18 protein-coding genes are annotated in these 19,364 nt (G+C 40.5%); 3 read left to right on the forward strand and 15 right to left on the reverse strand.

The window, feature by feature from the left end:
• Positions 1 to 28 precede the first annotated feature (28 nt).
• The 3 genes from clpB to rluD form a co-directional block, all read right to left on the reverse strand.
• Positions 29 to 2,605 carry an ATP-dependent chaperone ClpB gene (clpB, locus tag R0J88_RS13765; protein WP_006792794.1) on the reverse strand — a complete coding sequence of 859 codons (2,577 nt, stop codon included), beginning with the start codon at positions 2,603 to 2,605 and terminating at the stop codon, positions 29 to 31.
• 97 nt (positions 2,606 to 2,702) lie between these two features.
• Positions 2,703 to 3,434: a peptidoglycan editing factor PgeF gene (gene pgeF / locus R0J88_RS13770; RefSeq protein WP_410900187.1), complete on the reverse strand. Its 732-nt coding sequence runs from the start codon at positions 3,432 to 3,434 to the stop codon at positions 2,703 to 2,705.
• Complete coding sequence (rluD, locus tag R0J88_RS13775; RefSeq protein ID WP_006792792.1) at positions 3,434 to 4,411, reverse strand: 23S rRNA pseudouridine(1911/1915/1917) synthase RluD; 978 nt, start codon at positions 4,409 to 4,411, stop codon at positions 3,434 to 3,436. The genes pgeF and rluD overlap by 1 nt, the downstream gene beginning before the upstream one ends.
• Before the next feature lie 141 nt (positions 4,412 to 4,552).
• Between rluD and R0J88_RS13780 the strand changes: the two genes are divergently transcribed.
• Complete coding sequence (locus tag R0J88_RS13780; protein ID WP_410900188.1) at positions 4,553 to 5,317, forward strand: outer membrane protein assembly factor BamD; 765 nt, start codon at positions 4,553 to 4,555, stop codon at positions 5,315 to 5,317.
• Positions 5,318 to 5,373: 56 nt separating this feature from the next.
• Here R0J88_RS13780 and glnB read toward each other — a convergent pair whose 3' ends face one another.
• Positions 5,374 to 5,712, reverse strand: a complete 339-nt coding sequence (gene glnB / locus R0J88_RS13785) for a nitrogen regulatory protein P-II (protein ID WP_006792790.1) — start codon at positions 5,710 to 5,712, stop codon at positions 5,374 to 5,376.
• A gap of 159 nt (positions 5,713 to 5,871) precedes the next feature.
• Here glnB and R0J88_RS13790 point away from each other — a divergent pair, with 159 nt between their 5' ends.
• Positions 5,872 to 6,423 (forward strand): GspH/FimT family pseudopilin, encoded by a 552-nt coding sequence (locus R0J88_RS13790; protein ID WP_008132542.1) that lies wholly within the window; start codon positions 5,872 to 5,874, stop codon positions 6,421 to 6,423.
• A 78-nt stretch (positions 6,424 to 6,501) separates the two neighbouring features.
• The gene (locus R0J88_RS13795) at positions 6,502 to 7,029 is read left to right on the forward strand and encodes a GspH/FimT family pseudopilin (RefSeq protein WP_305470992.1); all 528 of its coding nucleotides are present in this window, start codon (positions 6,502 to 6,504) and stop codon (positions 7,027 to 7,029) included.
• A 2-nt stretch (positions 7,030 to 7,031) separates the two neighbouring features.
• Here the strand turns inward: R0J88_RS13795 and R0J88_RS13800 are convergent, their stop codons facing one another.
• The 11 genes from R0J88_RS13800 to ileS form a co-directional block, all read right to left on the reverse strand.
• The gene (locus R0J88_RS13800; protein WP_410900189.1) at positions 7,032 to 7,448 is read right to left on the reverse strand and encodes a type IV pilin protein; all 417 of its coding nucleotides are present in this window, start codon (positions 7,446 to 7,448) and stop codon (positions 7,032 to 7,034) included.
• A 9-nt stretch (positions 7,449 to 7,457) separates the two neighbouring features.
• The gene (locus R0J88_RS13805; RefSeq protein ID WP_410900190.1) at positions 7,458 to 10,703 is read right to left on the reverse strand and encodes a PilC/PilY family type IV pilus protein; all 3,246 of its coding nucleotides are present in this window, start codon (positions 10,701 to 10,703) and stop codon (positions 7,458 to 7,460) included.
• 1 nt (position 10,704) lies between these two features.
• Positions 10,705 to 11,208, reverse strand: a complete 504-nt coding sequence (locus R0J88_RS13810; RefSeq protein ID WP_008132549.1) for a hypothetical protein — start codon at positions 11,206 to 11,208, stop codon at positions 10,705 to 10,707.
• The gene (locus R0J88_RS13815) at positions 11,196 to 12,203 is read right to left on the reverse strand and encodes a PilW family protein (protein WP_410900191.1); all 1,008 of its coding nucleotides are present in this window, start codon (positions 12,201 to 12,203) and stop codon (positions 11,196 to 11,198) included. Before R0J88_RS13815 ends, R0J88_RS13810 begins: the two co-directional genes overlap by 13 nt.
• A 2-nt stretch (positions 12,204 to 12,205) precedes the next feature.
• Positions 12,206 to 12,766, reverse strand: a complete 561-nt coding sequence (gene pilV, locus R0J88_RS13820) for a type IV pilus modification protein PilV (protein ID WP_276753780.1) — start codon at positions 12,764 to 12,766, stop codon at positions 12,206 to 12,208.
• 107 nt (positions 12,767 to 12,873) lie between these two features.
• Positions 12,874 to 13,581, reverse strand: coding sequence for a LytR/AlgR family response regulator transcription factor (locus R0J88_RS13825; protein ID WP_276753778.1), 708 nt, complete (start codon positions 13,579 to 13,581; stop codon positions 12,874 to 12,876).
• Complete coding sequence (locus tag R0J88_RS13830; RefSeq protein ID WP_276753776.1) at positions 13,578 to 14,612, reverse strand: sensor histidine kinase; 1,035 nt, start codon at positions 14,610 to 14,612, stop codon at positions 13,578 to 13,580. The genes R0J88_RS13825 and R0J88_RS13830 overlap by 4 nt, the downstream gene beginning before the upstream one ends.
• A 40-nt stretch (positions 14,613 to 14,652) precedes the next feature.
• Positions 14,653 to 15,582 (reverse strand): 4-hydroxy-3-methylbut-2-enyl diphosphate reductase, encoded by a 930-nt coding sequence (gene ispH / locus R0J88_RS13835; RefSeq protein WP_039036604.1) that lies wholly within the window; start codon positions 15,580 to 15,582, stop codon positions 14,653 to 14,655.
• Positions 15,582 to 16,022 (reverse strand): FKBP-type peptidyl-prolyl cis-trans isomerase, encoded by a 441-nt coding sequence (gene fkpB, locus R0J88_RS13840; protein ID WP_008132561.1) that lies wholly within the window; start codon positions 16,020 to 16,022, stop codon positions 15,582 to 15,584. Before fkpB ends, ispH begins: the two co-directional genes overlap by 1 nt.
• A complete protein-coding gene (lspA, locus tag R0J88_RS13845; RefSeq protein WP_010555931.1) occupies positions 16,019 to 16,519 on the reverse strand; it encodes a signal peptidase II in 501 nt (166 codons plus the stop codon). The genes fkpB and lspA overlap by 4 nt, the downstream gene beginning before the upstream one ends.
• Positions 16,520 to 16,531: 12 nt before the next feature.
• Positions 16,532 to 19,360 carry an isoleucine--tRNA ligase gene (ileS, locus tag R0J88_RS13850; protein WP_410900192.1) on the reverse strand — a complete coding sequence of 943 codons (2,829 nt, stop codon included), beginning with the start codon at positions 19,358 to 19,360 and terminating at the stop codon, positions 16,532 to 16,534.
• Between the last annotated feature and the right edge of the window lie 4 nt (positions 19,361 to 19,364).

Raw genomic sequence — 19,364 nt, forward strand, 5'->3', positions numbered from 1 at the left:
TAGGCAACTAAGCGGTTTTTATAATTATTTACCGGCTAGTAAATACTAACCCATCACTGCCAGCATCAATAACAATGACACATCCCGGAATATAATCACCATTAAGTAACTTTTGCGCCAACGGATTTTCAATTGTTTGTTGAATGGCCCGCTTTAATGGACGTGCGCCGTATACAGGATCAAACCCACTTGCAGCAATAGTATCGAGCGCCGCATCGCTAATTTCTAGTAAGTACCCCATCTCAGTTAAACGTTCACGTAACTTCATTAACTGAATATCAGCAATCTCTTTAATGTGCTGATTCGCTAGCGGATGAAATACCACGGTTTCGTCAATGCGGTTTATAAACTCAGGTCTGAATTCACTGATCAATACATCCATTACTTTTGATTTTAGTGTTGCGTAATCATTATTACCCGCCTGCTCTTGAATAATATCTGAACCTAAATTTGAGGTCATGATGATTACGGTATTTTTAAAATCAACAGTACGCCCTTGTCCGTCGGTTAACCTACCATCATCAAGTACTTGTAATAAAATATTAAACACGTCAGGGTGTGCTTTTTCTATTTCATCAAGCAATATGACCGAGTATGGCTTACGGCGAACAGCTTCTGTTAAGTAGCCCCCTTCTTCATACCCTACGTACCCAGGAGGCGCACCTACTAAACGGGCAACAGAATGTTTTTCCATAAACTCAGACATATCAATGCGCACCATGGCATCTTCTGTGTCAAACATAAACCCAGCAAGGGCTTTAGTAAGCTCTGTTTTACCTACGCCTGTTGGCCCTAAAAACAAAAATGAGCCAATCGGTCGGTTTGGATCAGCAAGCCCAGCTCGGGAGCGACGAATAGCGTTAGACACCGCAACAACTGCCTCGTCTTGCCCTATTACTTTACTATGCAATCTATCTTCCATTTGCAGTAGTTTTTCACGTTCACCTTGCAACATGCGTGACACTGGAATACCTGTCCAACGAGAGAGTATCTCTGCAATTTCATCTTCGCCTACTTGGTTTTTAAGCAGCGTCATGTCTTGCATTTCGGCTTGTGACGCTAAGTCTAATTTGCGTTCAAGTTCGGGTATACGACCATATTGCAACTCAGACATGCGCTGTAAATCACTTGCTCTGCGAGCAACGTCTAAGTCGAGCCGAGCTTGCTCAAGCTCAGCTTTAATTACTTGCGTACCTTGCAGTGATGCTTTTTCTGCATTCCAAATTTCATCGAGTTCGCGGTATTGGCCGTCAAGATCGGTTATAAGCTCTTGCATTTCACTGCGGCGCTTTTGACTTGCCTCATCTTTTTCTTTAGCGAGAGCATTATCTTCAAGTTTTAACTGAATAATGCGGCGTTCAAGCTTGTCCAATGACTCAGGCTTCGAATCAATTTGCAAACGAATAGAAGAACCTGCTTCATCAATTAAATCTATTGCTTTATCGGGAAGCTGGCGGTCGCTAATATAACGATGCGATAACTGCGCGGCCGCAACAATTGCAGGGTCGGTGATTTCAACTGAGTGGTGCAGTTCATAACGTTCTTTTAAACCACGCAATATTGCAATAGTGTCTTCAACTGAAGGCTCTTCGATTAATACTTTTTGAAAACGGCGCTCAAGGGCTGCATCTTTTTCTATGTATTTACGGTATTCGTCTAGTGTGGTTGCCCCTACACAATGCAGCTCGCCACGTGCGAGCGCTGGCTTAAGCATATTGCCTGCATCCATTGCGCCATCGCTTTTACCTGCACCTACAATGGTATGAATTTCATCAATAAATAAGATGACTTGGCCTTCTTCTTTAGCCAACTCGTTTAAAACCGATTTTAAACGCTCTTCAAATTCACCTCTAAATTTAGCGCCAGCAACCAAGGCTCCTAAATCAAGTGACAATACACGTTTATTTTTTAATCCCTCTGGTACTTCACCATTAATAATACGCTGCGCTAAGCCTTCTGCTATGGCGGTTTTACCCACTCCAGGCTCGCCAATAAGTACCGGGTTGTTTTTAGTTCTGCGCTGTAATACCTGGATGGTACGGCGTATTTCGTCGTCTCGACCTATAACGGGGTCAAGCTTGCCTTGCTCTGCACGCTCGGTTAAATCAATCGTATATTTTTCTAAAGCTTGGCGCGTTTCTTCCGCATTCGGATCATCAACTTTTTGACCCCCACGGATTGCTTTTATGGCGCTTTCTATTTTTGTTGCAGTGATATTAAGCGATCTCAAAATATCCCCAAGCGGGCCTTTGTCATCGCACGCAGCAAGAACAAATAACTCACTAGAAATAAATTTATCTTTGCGCTTTTGAGCGTACTTATCACATAAATTTATAAGCGTAGCCATATTATTAGATAACTGTACATCGCCCCCAACGCCTTCAACTTTGAATAGCTTTTCTATTTCTTGGGATAACTTTGTATTAAGCTCGTCTGCACTTACACCTGTTTGAGCAAACAAGGCACGAACGCTTGAACCACTCTGTTGGAGGAGTGCATACATTAGGTGAACGGGTTCAATAAATTGATGATCGCGCCCAAGGGCCAGCGATTGCGCATCAGAAAGCGCAGATTGAAATTTACTTGTAAATCTATCTAAACGCATGAGGGGTTACCTATTAAAAAATCTAATTGATTAATAAATGGGTATGTTGCACGATTTGTTCAAGGTACGAAAGAAAATATATTCGCTAAATGATTAATTACTTGCGCCAGATCAAACTAGCCATTCGTCCTGTTTGCCCATCTCTTCTATAAGAGAAAAATAAATGTGATTGAGAAACTGTGCAGTACTCACCACCAGCAATAGTTATTACCCCTAGCTGTGATAATAAAATACGCGCTATACCGTATATATCAGCATAATACTTGTTATTGAGGTGCGGCTTGAATGCATCTGAGAATAAAGGCGATTGACTATTAAATGCTTCAAAAACCTCTACACCAACCTCAAACTGATCAGGCCCTATTGCCGGACCAAGCCAAGCATATATATTTTCTGGTTTAGCGTTAAAGCATTTAAGTGTATTTTGAATAATGCCTTGCTTTAACCCTCGCCAGCCACCATGAATAGCCGCTACCTCAGTCCCATCATTACTTGCAAGCAATATAGGTAGGCAATCGGCAGTCATTATAGCCAAAGGTTGATCAACTAGGCGCGTATAGAGTGCATCGGCATTATGTAATTTATTAAAATCAAACTGCTGATCAACTGTAATTACATCTGCGCTGTGAATTTGATTTAGCCAGATAGCTGGATTTGGAAGGAAGTTATTTAATACTGAGCGATTTTTTAAAACGTTAGCTTGGCTATCATTAACATGAAGCCCCAAATTTAAACTGTTATAGGGTGCCTTTGATACGCCGCCTTCACGTGTGGTACTGAGGGTACTCACATTATGAAGGCTTTGCCATGTTGCTGATAGCAACTGCATTATCTATCTATATCTGGGTTAGCCTGAGTATCTTCACGAAGTGCTAACGTCATTTCTACCATATCATCTGGAATAGGTGCTTGCCACGTCATCATTTCGCCCGTAATTGGATGCGCAATACTTAGTTTTACCGCATGTAACGCTTGGCGTTTAAAACTTCTAAGCAGTTCAAACAATTGCGGTGTTGCACCCTTTGGTGGGCGCGGGCGACCGTTGTATGACTGATCACCAATAAGTGGGTGGTTTAAATAAGCCATGTGCACACGAATTTGGTGTGTACGGCCTGTTTCTAAACGCAAGCGCAAACGCGTATGCGCACGAAATTTTTCAGCAACACGGTAATGAGTAATAGCAGGCTTACCCATTTCATGCACAGCCATATGAGTACGCTGTGTTGCATGGCGACCAATTGGTTTTTCAACCATACCACCCGCTGTCATAGTGCCGTTACAAAGCGCTTCGTATTCACGAGTGAAGTTTTCACGCTTTTGTAGTGCCTTAACAAGGTGTGTTTGCGCCTGAATTGTTTTAGCAACAACCATTAAACCTGTTGTATCTTTATCTAAGCGATGCACAATACCTGCTCGTGGCACATTAATAATGTCAGGGTAATGGTGTAATAATGCATTAAGCACTGTGCCATCTGGGTTACCAGCACCAGGATGAACCACTAATCCCATAGGTTTATTAATAACTAAAATATGGTCATCTTCATAAACAATGTTTAAGTCGATATTTTGTGCAAGATATTCACGCGGTGCTTCAATGGTTGTTTCAACATTTAACACTTCACCGCCTAACAGTTTTGTACGCGGTGTGTTTAATATTTCGCCATCAACGGTGATTTTATCATCCAAAATCCAAGTTTTTATACGTGAACGTGAATAATCAGGGAACAATTGCGCTAATACTTGGTCTAGACGTTTACCACCTAAGTCGGTTGGAACCTCGGCTTGAAGAGAAATTTGCTCTGTCATTCGTAACTTTACCCAATTTACCAGTGCAAGCTTTGCTCGACTGGGTTAGAATCGCTTTTAATAAAAGCATAATATAATACGTATAGTTTACTCGGTTTTACCGACTTGGCCTAGCCGAAGACATCGAAGGTAACAAATAAAATGATAAATAAAATAGGGAAACGTGCATTTGCCATCGTTTTTTCAGTTTCGGTACTTAGTTTAGGTGCCTGTTCGTCAGCACCTGACCAAGAAGACATTCAACGTGTACCAAATAGATCAGCACAAGCTTTATACGAAGATGCAAAAGAAACACTAGATTCAGGCTTATATGCCCGTGCAATTGAGCTTTTATCAGCGATTGATTCGCGCTACCCATTTGGGCCATTTTCAAAACAAGTGCAAATGGATTTAGTGTATGCTCATTACCAGTCGGGTAACACTGAACAAGCATTAGCAACCATTGACCGTTTTATCCGTTTGAATCCAAATCATAAAGATCTAGATTACATGTATTACATGCGTGGTTTGGTAAATATTAAAGCAGACAAAAACGCGTTCCAAGAATACTTTGGTATTGATAGAGCAGACAGGGATGCTAACAGAACCCGCGTTGCTTTTACTGATTTATCAACACTTGTAAAACGTTTTCCACAAAGCGGTTACGCACCAGAAGCAAAACGTCGTTTAGTATGGTTATTAAACCGTATGGCACGTTACGAGCTAAAAGTAGCTACATACTACTATGAGCGCGAAGCGTACTTAGCAGCTGCTAACCGTGGTAAATTTGTAGTTGAACACTACTCTCAAAGTAGTTATTTAAATGCAGCCCTCAATATGATGCAAAAAAGCTATGAAAAATTAGGTTTAACCGAATTAAGTCAAAACGCTAAAAAAGCACAAGCGCTGAATAAAAGAACACAGTAAATACAAAAAAGGCGCTTTAAAGCGCCTTTTTACTGACTAAGCTATTTAAGCTTAAATTAGATTGCGTCTTCATCTTCCTCAGCGGTACGAATACGAACTACACGCTCAACCTCAGTGACAAATATTTTACCATCACCAATTTTTCCGGTTTGTGCAGTTTTAACAATAACTTCAATCGCGCGATCAACACTTTCGTCAGCAAGTACTATATCAAGCTTCACTTTTGGCAGAAAATCAACCATATATTCAGCACCACGATAAAGTTCAGTGTGCCCTTTTTGACGACCAAAGCCTTTTACTTCACTCACGGTCATGCCGTTAATGCCCACCTCTGACAGCGCCTCGCGTACATCATCAAGTTTAAACGGTTTTATAATTGCTTCTATTTTTTTCATATTAATTACTTTTTAAAGCCTTAGATGCCACGATTTTAGACAATCATAAGGTTCATAGCAAACAAAGCAATTGAATTACGGTGATAAATTAATCAGCCATGATATAATTTTGGCCATATAAGAATCGTAATATAAAAATTAGCTGTAAATGAGATCGTTATGAAGATTAAACAATCAGGATTCACACTTTTAGAATTAATGGTAACCGTCGCAATTGTTGGCATAATAGCATCTATCGCTTTTTGGAATAGTAGCGACATGTTAGAAGAAAACCGTGCTGAAAACTTTTTACTTGAGCTGAAAAGAAACATTAGCTACGCGCGTTCTCAAGCTGCAAGCACCGATGAAATAGTTGTAATATGTGCAGCGCAACATGGTGAAGTAAAAAACCAAAACGATAATATGCAATGCCGAAACCGATGGGATAGGAATAAAATTATTATTGTTTTTATCGACTCTGATAACAGTGGCCACTACAACAAATCTACCGACTCATTATTACGCGTTATGGAAAAAATTAGCCTAGAAGATAAAGTTAAATTTACAGGTAACTCAAGGCGGCTACGGTTTAATACCAGTGGCCGAATTACAACAAACCCAGGAGAGTTTGTTTTTTGCCCTAACAACGGCACAGATAACAATAAAGCCCTCAGTGTTTCTCAATCTGGTACGGCGTTTTATTTAGGTGATAGTGCAAAAACTTGCGGCTAAAAAACAACCAATTTAGCTTGTCATATTTTATTCATTTACTAAACTAAATTAAAAGATAATTAATTTAGGACTTCAGGGATGAGGTTATCAATATCGAAATGTAAAGGGATCACGCTTCTTGAACTAATGCTTACACTCGCTGTTGTAAGCATTATCAGTCAAATATCTATGTGGTACTACCCAGATTTTCTAGCAAAAAACCGGCTAGAGAACCACGTTAACCTTCTGCACCGAACTATCAATTATGGTCGACTTTACGCAATTGAAAATAGTACTTACGTTACTCTTTGCTCGTTAAACGAAGGCGAATGCTCAAAAGATGAATGGGATGGTCAAATGTCTTTGTTTATCGATCTAGATAAATCAACAACATTAGATGACGATGAATTGTTACTTAGTACCTTTGAAAGAATAAATGAGGCTGATGCGCTTGAATACCCTCGCACTGCAATCACGTTTCGCCCTGATGGCTCATTAAACGGCTTTCAAAATGGGACGTTTGTTTACTGCCCAAATGAAAAAGCCAACCTCGAAGGGTTGGCTTTGTCGGTGAGCCAAACTGGCAGAATAAGAATTAAATCAACCGATAAGTGTCAAAAAAATTAAACTCAACGGCCCCAGCAATAGTCAATATCTGAGTTACCTTTAGCACCTTTAGCGCCTTTTAGACCTGTATCTGTAACAGATAACTCCTTGCAGTCGTTATCACCTTTTACAGCACCTCCTATTGGCTTTGCTTTTATTGTAAATGCATTACCATCGACGACATCAATGGATAATTCAAAATGTCCATTTTCGGTTTTATCTTGAAGTCCTAAATCTGCAAATGTTTCTGTGTATTCACGGTTATCAACAAAAAACTGCTCTTGCTTATTAGCCGTATCCAAAAGTGCTGCAGCAGCTTCCGCTCTTGATGCCCGCTTTACATATTCAGTGTAATTGGGCACTGCAACCGCCGCTATAATGCCAACAATAGCCACCGCTATCATCAGCTCAATCAAGGTAAATCCACGTTGCTTATTCATTTTTGGTCCTTAATTTCCAACTTCATCATTTTCTTCACGCTTATAGATATACGTTTGCTGCGTTCTAAATCCAAAGCCTAATGTATTATCAGGGTTAACAAGCTGCACTTTACCATCAACCACATTTAAACCTGGGCCTGTGATCTCCACTGGCTTCATTGGGTTTTGTGCATTTTCCCCTTTTATACCCGGTCCAATAAGGTAAAATTGACTTTCTTGTGTTACAGATAATGTTGGATTGTCATCGCACTTACCATCACCATTACCATCCGCACATGAAGGACCTTCTCCAAAGTAAAGTTGCGGTGTATCTGGTACATCGTAACTGGTTGAAAATTTCAGGTCGTCATACACTTTTGTCCCGTAATGGAGGTGGAAAGCATACAATGAGCCTCCCCCGCCACTAAGCGAACATTGGTTTTCTGTTGATGAATCTGACGCCGGAGTAAAGCTAGTAAAGTACGCAACACCACCCACTACCGTTGAAGCGGCAAGTGACTTCTCACCTGTGCCTAACTCATAACGCCAGCCATTGAATTTTGCTAAATCTATTTCTAGATCTACAAAATCGTCCACATCATCAAGTGCATTACCAAACGGGTCTGAATTCATCAGCATTAAATCATCTGGTTTAATTGTATCTGGTGCGTTAGTTTTAAACGTTTGTGTAACTGTGTTTTCATCTCTTATCATAAAGAGTTGGTCTTGCTCGTTTGTACCCGTTGGTTTAGAGCGGTTACCACTGCCTATAACTATTGCATCATACGGTGTATCCAAACGTGTAATCACTTTTTTACCGTTAATCGTTGTTTCTGATACTTTACTGTAAATAGTACGCGCAACAAGTGGCTTGTAAAAAAAGCGTCTGTCTTCTGTTGCTTTGTTACTGCCAAGTTCTGCCAGTTTAAAATGGCTAAAATCATTGGTGTTTGTGCCGGGCATATCTATACGCCACACATCACCGCCTGTATCGGCTGCGTATATTCTGTCTATATAACCATCATAGTCAGAATCTAACGTGGTAATATTTGCAGCAATACTGTGCTTGCCCTTAAACCCATTAATGTTAGGCGTTAAGGCCCACACTCGTTTACCGGTTTCGGCCTCAACAATGTATATGCCTCGGCCTACACTATCTTCACTTTTAATAACCGCGTCTTTATTTGTGTCGTATCCTGCTCCAAATACAAGTAATGGTTTATCACCAAATGCTTTAATATAAGCAATCTGCGGCTTAGACCATGTTTGCCCCAGCTCTTGAAATTGACCTTTGCCGCCTTCAATTGGGTTATCCCACAGTTTTTTAGGCTCATCTGGGTTGGTAATATCAAGCGCATAGTAGTTTTCTCCACCGCGACGCATACCCGCAAACGCCCAAACTTTATCGTCCCCACTGGCGTCAATAATTCCATCATTTAACCCATCGCTGTTTAAGCTTTTGTTATTAAAGTAAACGCTTATAGGGCCATCCATGCCATATTTCTTACCCGTTTCTTTGGTGCGTAAGGGTTTTATTATGTCGTAAAGTTCAGAGGGAATAAAAGCCCAGCTTTCACTTACTGTGTTATTAACATCATCATCCTTAAACATATGTAAGAAACCGGCATTAGTGCCAATTAGAATACGAATATCATTATTACCGTAATCTAATGCAACAGGTTTAGAATGAAGCGGGTCGCCAAAAATATTTTGCCTTTGATCTGTAGTACTGTTGTCACTATCTTCATCATCAACGTCTATTCCCATAGTCCATTTGATATCAGAATCCGATAATAAAATAGAGTTATCTGGAACTAAGTCTAAAACTTCATTAACTATAGATGAAGTAAACCTGACAATACCTCCTTGCTTATCAGTATATATTTTACGGCGGTTTTCCAAATCACTGCCTGTTAAACTACTCAAGTGATAATTCACACCGCCCTGCGCAACAAGGTTACCGTCCGCTGATTGCCCAGAAGGTAACCAGAAGGTTTTTGCATCCGTATCAATTAAACCATTTGAGTCAAGTGCGTTGGTCCCTGTAGAGTCAACAATTTGGCTCCCAGACACTTTTAATTTTTTTAAATTGCCGCCCCAACGAGTATTAGTTTCTGGATAAAACATTGCAAAATAAATAGCGTCACGGCTTCTTGTTTGGTCTACGTTATTACTGGCCACTGAAGGGGATGAAAAACTATCGTTTACCTCTCGAATGCGAGCAATTGCGCTGTTTAATGATGCCGAAAGTTGATCTGGTGTACTAGCCGGTAAATTTTCACCACCACCTAATTGAGCGGCTTGACGCAATAATTCTTGTCCATCCTCACTCATACCTGAACCAAAGCCTATCGTATATAGGCGTCCAGTTTCATGGATATCAGGCGTTGATGGATACAAATCAACTGTTGTATCACGAGTACCGTGAATTACCTTAGCCAATTGGTGCAGGTAATTATCATAAACATAATCACTCTCAACTAAGGGCGTGTTGAAAAAATCATTATGGGCGTCACTTATTGAACTATCACTAGCGTTATCGCTATTATCATTGATGTAACGCCTTCCATAAATGTCATAAACATACCTAGGAGAAGGATCACCATCGGTCATATAGATAATGTTTACTGAATTATCACAACGTTTTGCCTCTGCTGTTGAGTCTGCAAAAGGAGAAATATAATTATAGCTGTAAGTATTTTGCCACTCGTACCAACATCCTCTTCTATTACACCGTCGGACAATCTCTCTTCCAGTTAATACCTCGTTTTCTATTGCCGTATCTCTATTTGATCGTTCTACTGGTTCTGCATATTCTAAACTACCGCCTGTAATGTAAAGATATGCTTCCCAAAGAGTTTCAGATAAGGGCGTACCACCATCGGCAGGCAAACTATCAATTGATGAAGTTATATCTGAGTGTGGGCTCCCTATACCTTCAACAACATAGCCCCCCGATGTCCCTACAAAACGCATTAAACCAAAGTCAATCTCTTCATTATCATTAACTACTTTTTTCATTGCAGTTTTTGCAGCTGATAGACGGCTATCAGGACAATGAATGAATAAATTAGTACTTTCATTAAAACCACAGTCATTGCCATTAGTAGATGAAAAAGCCATACTTCCGGAGGTATCGAAAATGAGTAAAACACGGGGTTTTTCATCAAGGTCCACATCATGATTTACATATAACTCAATGTCTTCTGCGCTTGCTGTTGCACTGACTGCTAAGCCAAGTAATGCCGCTAGCACTTTGTTTAATTTAAAATTCATCTTAAATTCCCTTACTCATACTAGCCATTTCTTGTGCTACACCTGTCACAATTGTGAGTGAATGCTTTGCTTTAGATCCATATTCAACGGTAGTAGCAACTTGTACCATGTTGCACGATATACCCGCTGTGAAGTTAAAGCGCCTTGGGCATTCTAAATCAAGTACACCTTGATTTAAGTTAATCATTTTACTTTGCATATCGCCGTGCGTTGCAATCGTCATACCTTCACCGTTGTCTCCAGAATGGTGTGAGACTTCATCTGGTGTTAAAAAAAACTGGTTTGCAGCCCCTTTGTTAGCCTCATCAGAAATCATTCTTTGCACTTCACCAATAAGTTCGTTTTCAGCGACTTCTCGCTCTTGCGCTGCATTTGTAATTTTAACGTCAATACTGCTGCTACTCATCAGTGTTACAGCAATACCAGTGACGGCTATTACCATAATTAATGCAGTAATAAGCACAACACCTTGCTGTTTTGTAGGTGAGCTTTTTAAATACGCCATAAGTTTGATCCAACGTTGTTTAATCGAATTGTGGTAGTAAATACGGTGCGTCTGTAACTGTCATTAAATGTTAACTGACGCTTATTATCGTCTTCGCCCAAGGTATATGTTTGGTTCTTTAATTTAAGCCCCGGATCTTCTTGTAAAGCTCTTATTAATAAGAATACTTGAACGGTTAAAATACCCTTTCGGTCTTCCCAGTCTGAATGTTCCATATCGCTGATACTTTTATAGGTATCAATGCGGCTGTCGTTATTTGTATCGAGGCCAAAAACAAAGCGCATATTTTCTACGCCTTCCATTATTGTCTCTGTAGAAATATTAGCCCCCACCAAGCGTTTTCTCATCAATGCAGGAACAGTAATATTTTTATTATTAACTTTGTACGTTTGCTCAGAAATGTAATAAACGTGGTGGCTATAAGGCCAAACAGTTGCATTAATATTTAGCGCACCAGCATTGACTACGCCGCGAACAAATTGCGCCTTTTCTTGCTCTGCAATAAAATAGTTTTGACCTGCTTGGGTTTCGTTTCCTGCGGCTCCTACTGTTAAGCGGTTACCTTGTAAAAATTTAAGCTGTAAAATATCTGTACTTTTAACAGGGTTACTCACGCAATTTAGTTCTTTGGACTCTTCTGCAACCTTTGCATAAATAGTTCGAAAGTTAGTGGAAGATGCTAAATCAGGAAAACTCCCGTTATTAGCCCCTTCAAAACAATCTGGTGCAGGAGTTGTTGCCGTCGCCCTTGTTGTATTCCCTGCGACAAAAGAGTCATCGTAGTATGTGCCCCAAAATCCAATTTGTTCTATATCACGCTGCATAATGTTAATAGCAAGGCGCGCAGACTCTTGGATCTCACCTATGGTCATGGTGTCTTTTGTGGTTACTTTCATGCCAATGTAGGTGAACATAACGCCGCCAAGTACTAAGCCCCCTATAAAAAGCGAGATCATCATTTCTACAAGGGTAAAACCTTTTTGCTTAATGCTCATGCTTAACTCCTAAGGTAAATGTAACTAGTTAAAACCACTAAACGGCGCTTTTTATCTGATTCGCCACACTCAATTGCGGCTGTTGCATCATTGGCTGTAAATTCTTGTCTGCCTTGCCATGAAATAATCACTTCTAAATTAAATGCTTTACCACCTGAGCCACCAACTGCTGTTGGTCTAATACACACAGTTGCGTCATCTAAGGCGCCTGTATTTTCTCGCGCTCTAATCGCGCGTTTCCATTGTTCTAAATCTAAAGCTGCAACTTGCGCTGCACTGCAGCTTGCTGTGAAGCAAGTTTGAGACGTTGTTGTAGAGGTTTCACTATTAAATGTTTTAGCGTAAAGCCCAACTAATTGCGGTGTATCATTTGCACGAATACGTTGAATAATATCGTTTCCTAGCGCAACAGCTGCAGCTCGCTGCATAGAATCAAAACTTGCCTGCTTAGCTTTAGCTTGCAAAGCCACGGCTCCTAATAAGCCAAAACTTAAAATAATAAATGCAATAAGTACTTCAATTAGTGTGAAGCCTTTTTGAAATTTTGTTCGAGACGATTGCATACCAAAACCAAATAAAAAAATTGTCTGATTGTAAGTTTATGGCATTAAAATTTAGATTCAATACTTACTAGGATAAGCGGTAGGATTTGTTGATAAACGGTTAACAGCTAAGCATTTAATATATCTTTAACTGCTTTTAGTTCCCGTCGGCTTACAGCTAACGGCTCTTTACAACCAACAAGTTCTATTGTGTGTACTCCTGTATTTTGTGTTTTCAAACATAGCAGCTTACTTTTGTTTACTAAGGTATTTCTATGAATTCGTAACAACTGGGCGGGGTAAAGTAGCTCTAACTGTTTTAAGCTCTGCTCTATAAAGGCCTCTCCACCTTCAAAAACCATGTTTGTGTATTTTTCCTGCGCGTTAAAATAAAAAATGCTGTCAAGCTCTACACTTTTTAGTACCCCTGCCACCTGGTAACTAATTTTAGCTGATTGCTGTTTTTGCACATGCGCTTTATTTAAACGCCCTAGCTGATCTAGCACTTTACTTAAAGATTGGTCGGTAATAGGTTTAACTAAATATCCCGCAGCACTTAATTGCAGCGCATCTAATGCATGCTCTGGGTGAGCCGTAACAAACACAATAGCGGGTGGTAAAGGCATTCTGTTTAGCTTATGCGCTACCTCTAAGCCATTCATTCCTGGCATATCGACATCTAAAAAAATTAAATCAGGGTTATACTTTTTAGCAAGCTCTAACGCTTCATTCCCATTCGCTGCCTCTGCTTTTATCACTATGCTTTTTTCAATTGCTAAAAGCCGTTTTAATCGCGACCTAGCTAATGGTTCATCATCAACAATCAGTACATTCATACGCTATTCTCAATATGTTTAGGAATAACGACTTTCACTCTGTATACGCCATCTCTATTAGTAATAGTAAGCTGCGCTTTATTTTTATAGTAAATATTTAAACGCTGACGAATATTTTCAAGCGCCATGCCGTTATTAGGCCTAGTTTGCACCTTTGAGGCTGCAATTGGGTTTGAAACAATCATTGTTATATAGCCGGTTGTGATATGCAGTTCTACATTTATTGTCGCGCCGTCTTCACTTGCTTCAACACCGTGGCATACTGCGTTTTCAATTAATGGCTGTAGTGTTAAACACGGTATATTCAATGCTGGTAAATCTGAGGGAATATGCCAATTAACTTTTAATCGCTCACCAAAGCGCCAAGTTTCTAAGGCAATATATTGCTTACTCAGTGTTACCTCATCGTTTAATTGCACGCTTTGCCCTGAACGCATTGCCGCTTGTGACAATGCAGCTAATGCTAAAATAGCTTGCTCTGCAGCTGCGGCATCGTGATGCGTTAATTCTGCGGCTGTATTTAAGCTGTTGTATAAAAAATGTGGACGAATTCGTGCTTGCAAAGCGTCTAACTCAGCACGGGAAAGTGCCTTAGTTTGTTGCTCTTTTTCAGCATATATAAGCAAAAACTGTACAAATAAAGCAACCAAAAATGCAACAATAATAGTATTTTGAATAACAAAATAAATAAGGTGTTCAGTTGTATTTATATCAAACGCAAAGCGCGAAAATAAAACACTGAATAGGCTGGTAAATAATAAAAAAGAAACAAAAAAGAGCGAAAGTTGTAGGGCACGTGTACGCTTTTGTAAAAAGTGCCGAGCTATATATAACGAGGAAGTACTTGATAAAACAATTAAATGTAAAAATAGGCTAATTATTCCAAGCCTAAGCCATATATCACCCTGAGCGTGCGGAGCAAATGCTAAAACAACCGCAATCACTTGAGTGACAACAAGCGAGGCAAGCACGCCTCGCTCATTAAAAAGAGCTGAAAAAAGCAATACATCCGATTGAGGCGTTTTGCTCATCACAGCTCTCCTTGTAATCTAAATAATTAATTTATATAGATTAACGCAGCTCCACAGGAACAGCAAATACGATATTTTCTTCTTCACCTGGGTTTTCTACAACTTGTGTTCCACCCAACTCTTTTAAACGACTTATTACCTGCTGTACAAGCACTTCAGGTGCTGACGCACCAGCCGTAACCCCTACTGAATTAGCACTTGAAACCCACTGTTCTTGTACATCAGTAGCATCGTCAATTAAGTAAGCCGTTGTGCCCATTTTATCTGCAAGTTCACGCAAACGATTTGAGTTTGAGCTATTTTTCGCACCAACTACTAATAATACATCAACCTTATCAGCTAGGTCGCGAACAGCATCTTGGCGATTTTGAGTCGCGTAACAAATATCATCTTTACGCGGGCCGTCAATTGCAGGAAATTTATCTCGTAATGCATCAATTACATCAGCAGTGTCATCAACAGAGAGCGTTGTTTGACTACAATAAAACAAGTTTTCTGCATCTTTAACATTAAGTGCAATAACATCGTCTACGGTTTCTACTAAATAAATACCGCCAGCATCATTGTCGTATTGCCCCATGGTGCCTTCAACCTCGGGGTGACCATGATGGCCAATTAAAATACATTCTATACCCTTACGGCTTGCGCGGGTTACTTCCATATGTACTTTAGTTACAAGTGGACAAGTCGCATCAAATACTTTTAACTCTCTGCGCTTGGCTTCAGAGCGTACCGCTTGAGATACACCATGCGCACTAAAAATAACAATGCTGTCGTCTGGTACTTGGTGTAATTCTTCTACAAACACTGCGCCTCGGTTCTTTAAGCCGTCAACAACATATTTGTTATGTACAACTTCATGACGTACGTAAATTGGCTTTTCAAAAATATCTAAAGCGCGCTCTACTATGCTAATTGCTCTATCAACGCCTGCGCAGAAGCCACGTGGATTAGCTAATAAAATATCCATTAGCCTTTTACCTCAATAATATCAACTTCAAATGTTAAACGCTGGCCAGATAGCGGATGGTTAAAATCAATAGTAACCGACTCACCCTGCACTTCCCGCACTAAGCCCGGAAGCTCTGTACCATCAGGTTGAGTAAACGCAATAATAGCACCTACTTTCGCAGGTGTTTCTGCGCCAAATTTACTACGATCAACATAATAAATGTTATCTGGATTTGGCTGACCAAATGCATCTTCAGGCTCTAATTCAAAGGTTTTACTTTCGCCTGCGCTTAAACCTAATAGGCACTTCTCAAAATTTGCCGTTAAGCTGCCATCGCCCATTGTTAACTTTGCAGGTTTGTTGTGCACTTTAGTTGAATCAGCGGCAGAGCCATCTTCAAGTTTTATAGAAAAATGAAAAATAACTTGCGAGTTTTCACCAATTACAGCTTGGCTCATGCTTTATGCTCCTTCGGACTCTCACCTGTAAAGGCGTCAAATAATAACAATGCCGCGCCTACACAAATAGCACAGTCAGCAAAGTTAAATACTGGAAAATGTGAGTCTTCATAAAATACGTGAATAAAGTCAATTACATAACCGTAAGCAATACGGTCGTATAAATTACCAATAGCGCCAGCAAGCACTAACGAGTAAGCACCACATAACACTTTATTAGTTGCGGGTAATCTTTTTAGCCACCACACCAACAAGGCACTTATAGCAATTGCAATTGCGCTTAAAAACCAACGTTGCCAACCACCAGCATCACTTAAAAAACTATAAGCAGCACCATAGTTATGCACATAGGTAATACTAAAAACAGGTAGTAAATTAATAGACTCGCTATAAGCCATAGTATTTACAACAAGTGTTTTACTGGCAAAGTCTATTGCTAAAAGCAATAGACTCAACCATAACCACACTAAACCACTTTTTTGGGCTAGTTTGCTCACTAAAAACATCCCCTAAGCGAATTGACGCTTTTCGCCTTCACCATCAACATTACTAACACAACGACCGCAAATTTCTGGGTGAGCAGGCTCAATGCCTACATCGTCGCTGTAATGCCAACAACGTTCACATTTGGCGGCATCTGTTGCTGCAACACTAATGTACAAACCTTCAATTTCTGTTTCTTGCGTATCTGCAGGCTGGCTATCAACATGCGCTACATTAACAGCTGACGTTAGCAGTACAAAACGCAACTCATCACCCAATGCTGTTAATTTGTTTGCCAGCTCTTCGCCCGCAAATAAATTAACCGTTGCTTGAAGTGCAGCACCAATAACTTCTTCTTTACGTGCCGCTTCTAATAAACGGTTCACTTCGTCACGTACGTTTAAAATTGCTTGCCAGTCATCATTACTAAACTGGGTATGTGTTGGTGCTTGTAAACCTTCATACCACACTGATGTGAATACGTAATCGCTACGCTCTCCAGGTAAAGCTTCCCAAATTTCTTGTGCTGTAAAGCTCATAATTGGTGCCATCCAACGCGTCATTGCTTCAGCAATATGGTAAAGCGCAGTTTGACAAGAACGGCGTGCATGGCTGTCGCTCTTTGCAGTGTACTGACGGTCTTTAATCACATCTAAATAGAACGAACCAAGCTCGCCCGTACAGAAGTTCATCAGCTTTTGCGTAACTAATAGCATTTGGTAGCTATCGTAAGCGGCTAAAATTTCGTCCTGGAGCTGAGCTGCACGTCCTACAATCCACTTATCAAGCTCAACCATATCGTCAACAGCCACTTGATCTGTTTTAGGATCAAAACCATTTAAGTTAGCTAATAAATAACGGCTCGTGTTACGAATACGGCGGTAGCGATCTGCTGAGCGTTTAAATATTTCGTCCGATACAGTCATTTCTGCCGTGTAATCAGTAGAGGCAACCCATAAACGTAAAATATCTGCACCTAGCTTATTCATAACGTTTTGTGGAGAGATAACGTTACCTAACGATTTAGACATTTTTCTGCCGTTTTCATCAACGGTAAAACCATGTGTAAGCACTTGCTTATAAGGGGCATGGCCATTAATTGCAACCGATGTCATCATCGACGACATAAACCAACCACGGTGTTGATCCGACCCTTCTAAGTATAAATCTGCTGGGCCTACTAATTCTTCACGCGCATCAACAACACACGCATGCGATACGCCTGAGTCAAACCATACATCGAGTGTATCTTGCACTTTCATGTATTGTTTAGCGTCTTCTTCGCCTAATAGTGTTTCTGGCTCTAAGTCATACCATGCTTGAATACCTGACTTCTCAACTAATGCAGCAGCTTGCTCAATAAGTGCTTGGGTATTTGGGTGTAATGCACCGGTGTCTTTATCAACAAATAAAGCAATGGGTACACCCCAAGTACGTTGGCGAGAAATACACCAATCTGGGCGACCTTCGACCATGTTTGCAATACGGCTTTCACCCCACTCTGGTAGCCACTGCGTATTTTTGATTTCAGCCAGTGAATCTTTACGTAAGTTAGCCTGATCCATACTAACAAACCATTGCGGCGTAGCGCGGAAAATAATAGGGGTTTTATGACGCCAGCAATGCGGGTAACTGTGAGTAAGCGCATGGTGATGAACTAAAGCGCCACGCTCTTTTAAAACTTCAATTACGCTCGCGTTAGCTTTAAATACATGCTGGCCTGCAAATAATTCTGTATCAGGCAAGTAAACACCATTTGCGCCAACTGGGTTAGCAACTTCAAGGTTATAGTTTAAGCCTGCCACGAAATCTTCTTGACCATGTCCCGGTGCTGTATGCACCACACCAGTACCTGAGTCCGTAGTTACGTGCTCTGCAACAATCACCGGTACACTAAAATCATAAAAAGGATGTGCTACCTGTAAATTTTCAAGTGCAGCGCCTTTTACATAGCCTAAAACGTGGTAATGATTAAAACCAAACCGATCCATAGCATCTTTTACAAGCTCTGAGCCTAAAATTAAACGCTGCTCAGCGCCTTCATCTTCAATTTGAACCAATGCATATTCTAGGTCAGCATGAACAGCGACTGCACGGTTGGCCGGAAGCGTCCATGGTGTTGTAGTCCATATTACAGTGCCAACATCACCTTTACCTTTATGCCCTTCAACCATATCAAACGCGTTAACTACGGCGTCTTGATCATCAAAAATAAAACGCACATCAATGGCTGGCGATTGTTTATCTTGATACTCAACTTCAGCTTCAGCTAATGCAGAGCCACAATCAGTACACCAGTGCACAGGCTTTGCGCCTTTGTGCAGGTGACCATTTTTTATAATACGGCCAAGCACACGAATTGCATTCGCTTCAAAGTCAAAGTTCATTGTTAAATAAGGCTTGTCCCAATCGGCAAACACACCTAAACGTTTAAAATCAACTTTTTGACCTTCAACTTGCTTTTTAGCATAGGCGCGGCATTTTTCACGAAACTCGCTGGCAGTTACTTTAACGCCAGGCTTACCTACTTTTTTCTCAACCATTAGCTCAATTGGTAAACCGTGACAGTCCCAACCTGGAATATATGGTGAGTCGAAATCTGATAAGGTTTTAGACTTAACAATAATGTCTTTTAAAATTTTATTGACTGAGTGACCTAAGTGAATGTCGCCATTTGCATACGGAGGGCCGTCATGCAAAATAAAGGTTTTTTTACCCTTTTTAGCGCTGCGGATTTGACCGTATAGGTCGTCTTCATACCATGCTTTTAGCATTTTTGGTTCACGTTGTGCCAAATTGCCACGCATTGGAAACGGTGTTTCCGGTAAGTTCAAAGTATGTTTATAGTCGCTCATTTAT

This window comes from Pseudoalteromonas sp. SIMBA_162 (assembly GCF_046535955.1).
GTDB lineage: Bacteria > Pseudomonadota > Gammaproteobacteria > Enterobacterales > Alteromonadaceae > Pseudoalteromonas > Pseudoalteromonas marina.

What these genes read in the sequence shown, in the direction of transcription:
- pgeF (WP_410900187.1), bottom strand. Translation starts at nt 3,434, where the DNA reads ATGCAGTTGCTATCAGCAACATGGCAAAGCCTTCATAATGTGAGTACC.
- R0J88_RS13825 (WP_276753778.1), bottom strand. Translation starts at nt 13,581, where the DNA reads ATGAATGTACTGATTGTTGATGATGAACCATTAGCTAGGTCGCGATTA.
- R0J88_RS13780 (WP_410900188.1), top strand. Translation starts at nt 4,553, where the DNA reads ATGATAAATAAAATAGGGAAACGTGCATTTGCCATCGTTTTTTCAGTT.
- R0J88_RS13810 (WP_008132549.1), bottom strand. Translation starts at nt 11,208, where the DNA reads ATGGCGTATTTAAAAAGCTCACCTACAAAACAGCAAGGTGTTGTGCTT.
- R0J88_RS13800 (WP_410900189.1), bottom strand. Translation starts at nt 7,448, where the DNA reads ATGAATAAGCAACGTGGATTTACCTTGATTGAGCTGATGATAGCGGTG.
- R0J88_RS13815 (WP_410900191.1), bottom strand. Translation starts at nt 12,203, where the DNA reads ATGAGCATTAAGCAAAAAGGTTTTACCCTTGTAGAAATGATGATCTCG.
- R0J88_RS13805 (WP_410900190.1), bottom strand. Translation starts at nt 10,703, where the DNA reads ATGAATTTTAAATTAAACAAAGTGCTAGCGGCATTACTTGGCTTAGCA.
- R0J88_RS13790 (WP_008132542.1), top strand. Translation starts at nt 5,872, where the DNA reads ATGAAGATTAAACAATCAGGATTCACACTTTTAGAATTAATGGTAACC.
- rluD (WP_006792792.1), bottom strand. Translation starts at nt 4,411, where the DNA reads ATGACAGAGCAAATTTCTCTTCAAGCCGAGGTTCCAACCGACTTAGGT.
- glnB (WP_006792790.1), bottom strand. Translation starts at nt 5,712, where the DNA reads ATGAAAAAAATAGAAGCAATTATAAAACCGTTTAAACTTGATGATGTA.
- ileS (WP_410900192.1), bottom strand. Translation starts at nt 19,360, where the DNA reads ATGAGCGACTATAAACATACTTTGAACTTACCGGAAACACCGTTTCCA.
- clpB (WP_006792794.1), bottom strand. Translation starts at nt 2,605, where the DNA reads ATGCGTTTAGATAGATTTACAAGTAAATTTCAATCTGCGCTTTCTGAT.
- R0J88_RS13795 (WP_305470992.1), top strand. Translation starts at nt 6,502, where the DNA reads ATGAGGTTATCAATATCGAAATGTAAAGGGATCACGCTTCTTGAACTA.
- ispH (WP_039036604.1), bottom strand. Translation starts at nt 15,582, where the DNA reads ATGGATATTTTATTAGCTAATCCACGTGGCTTCTGCGCAGGCGTTGAT.
- fkpB (WP_008132561.1), bottom strand. Translation starts at nt 16,022, where the DNA reads ATGAGCCAAGCTGTAATTGGTGAAAACTCGCAAGTTATTTTTCATTTT.
- R0J88_RS13830 (WP_276753776.1), bottom strand. Translation starts at nt 14,612, where the DNA reads ATGAGCAAAACGCCTCAATCGGATGTATTGCTTTTTTCAGCTCTTTTT.
- pilV (WP_276753780.1), bottom strand. Translation starts at nt 12,766, where the DNA reads ATGCAATCGTCTCGAACAAAATTTCAAAAAGGCTTCACACTAATTGAA.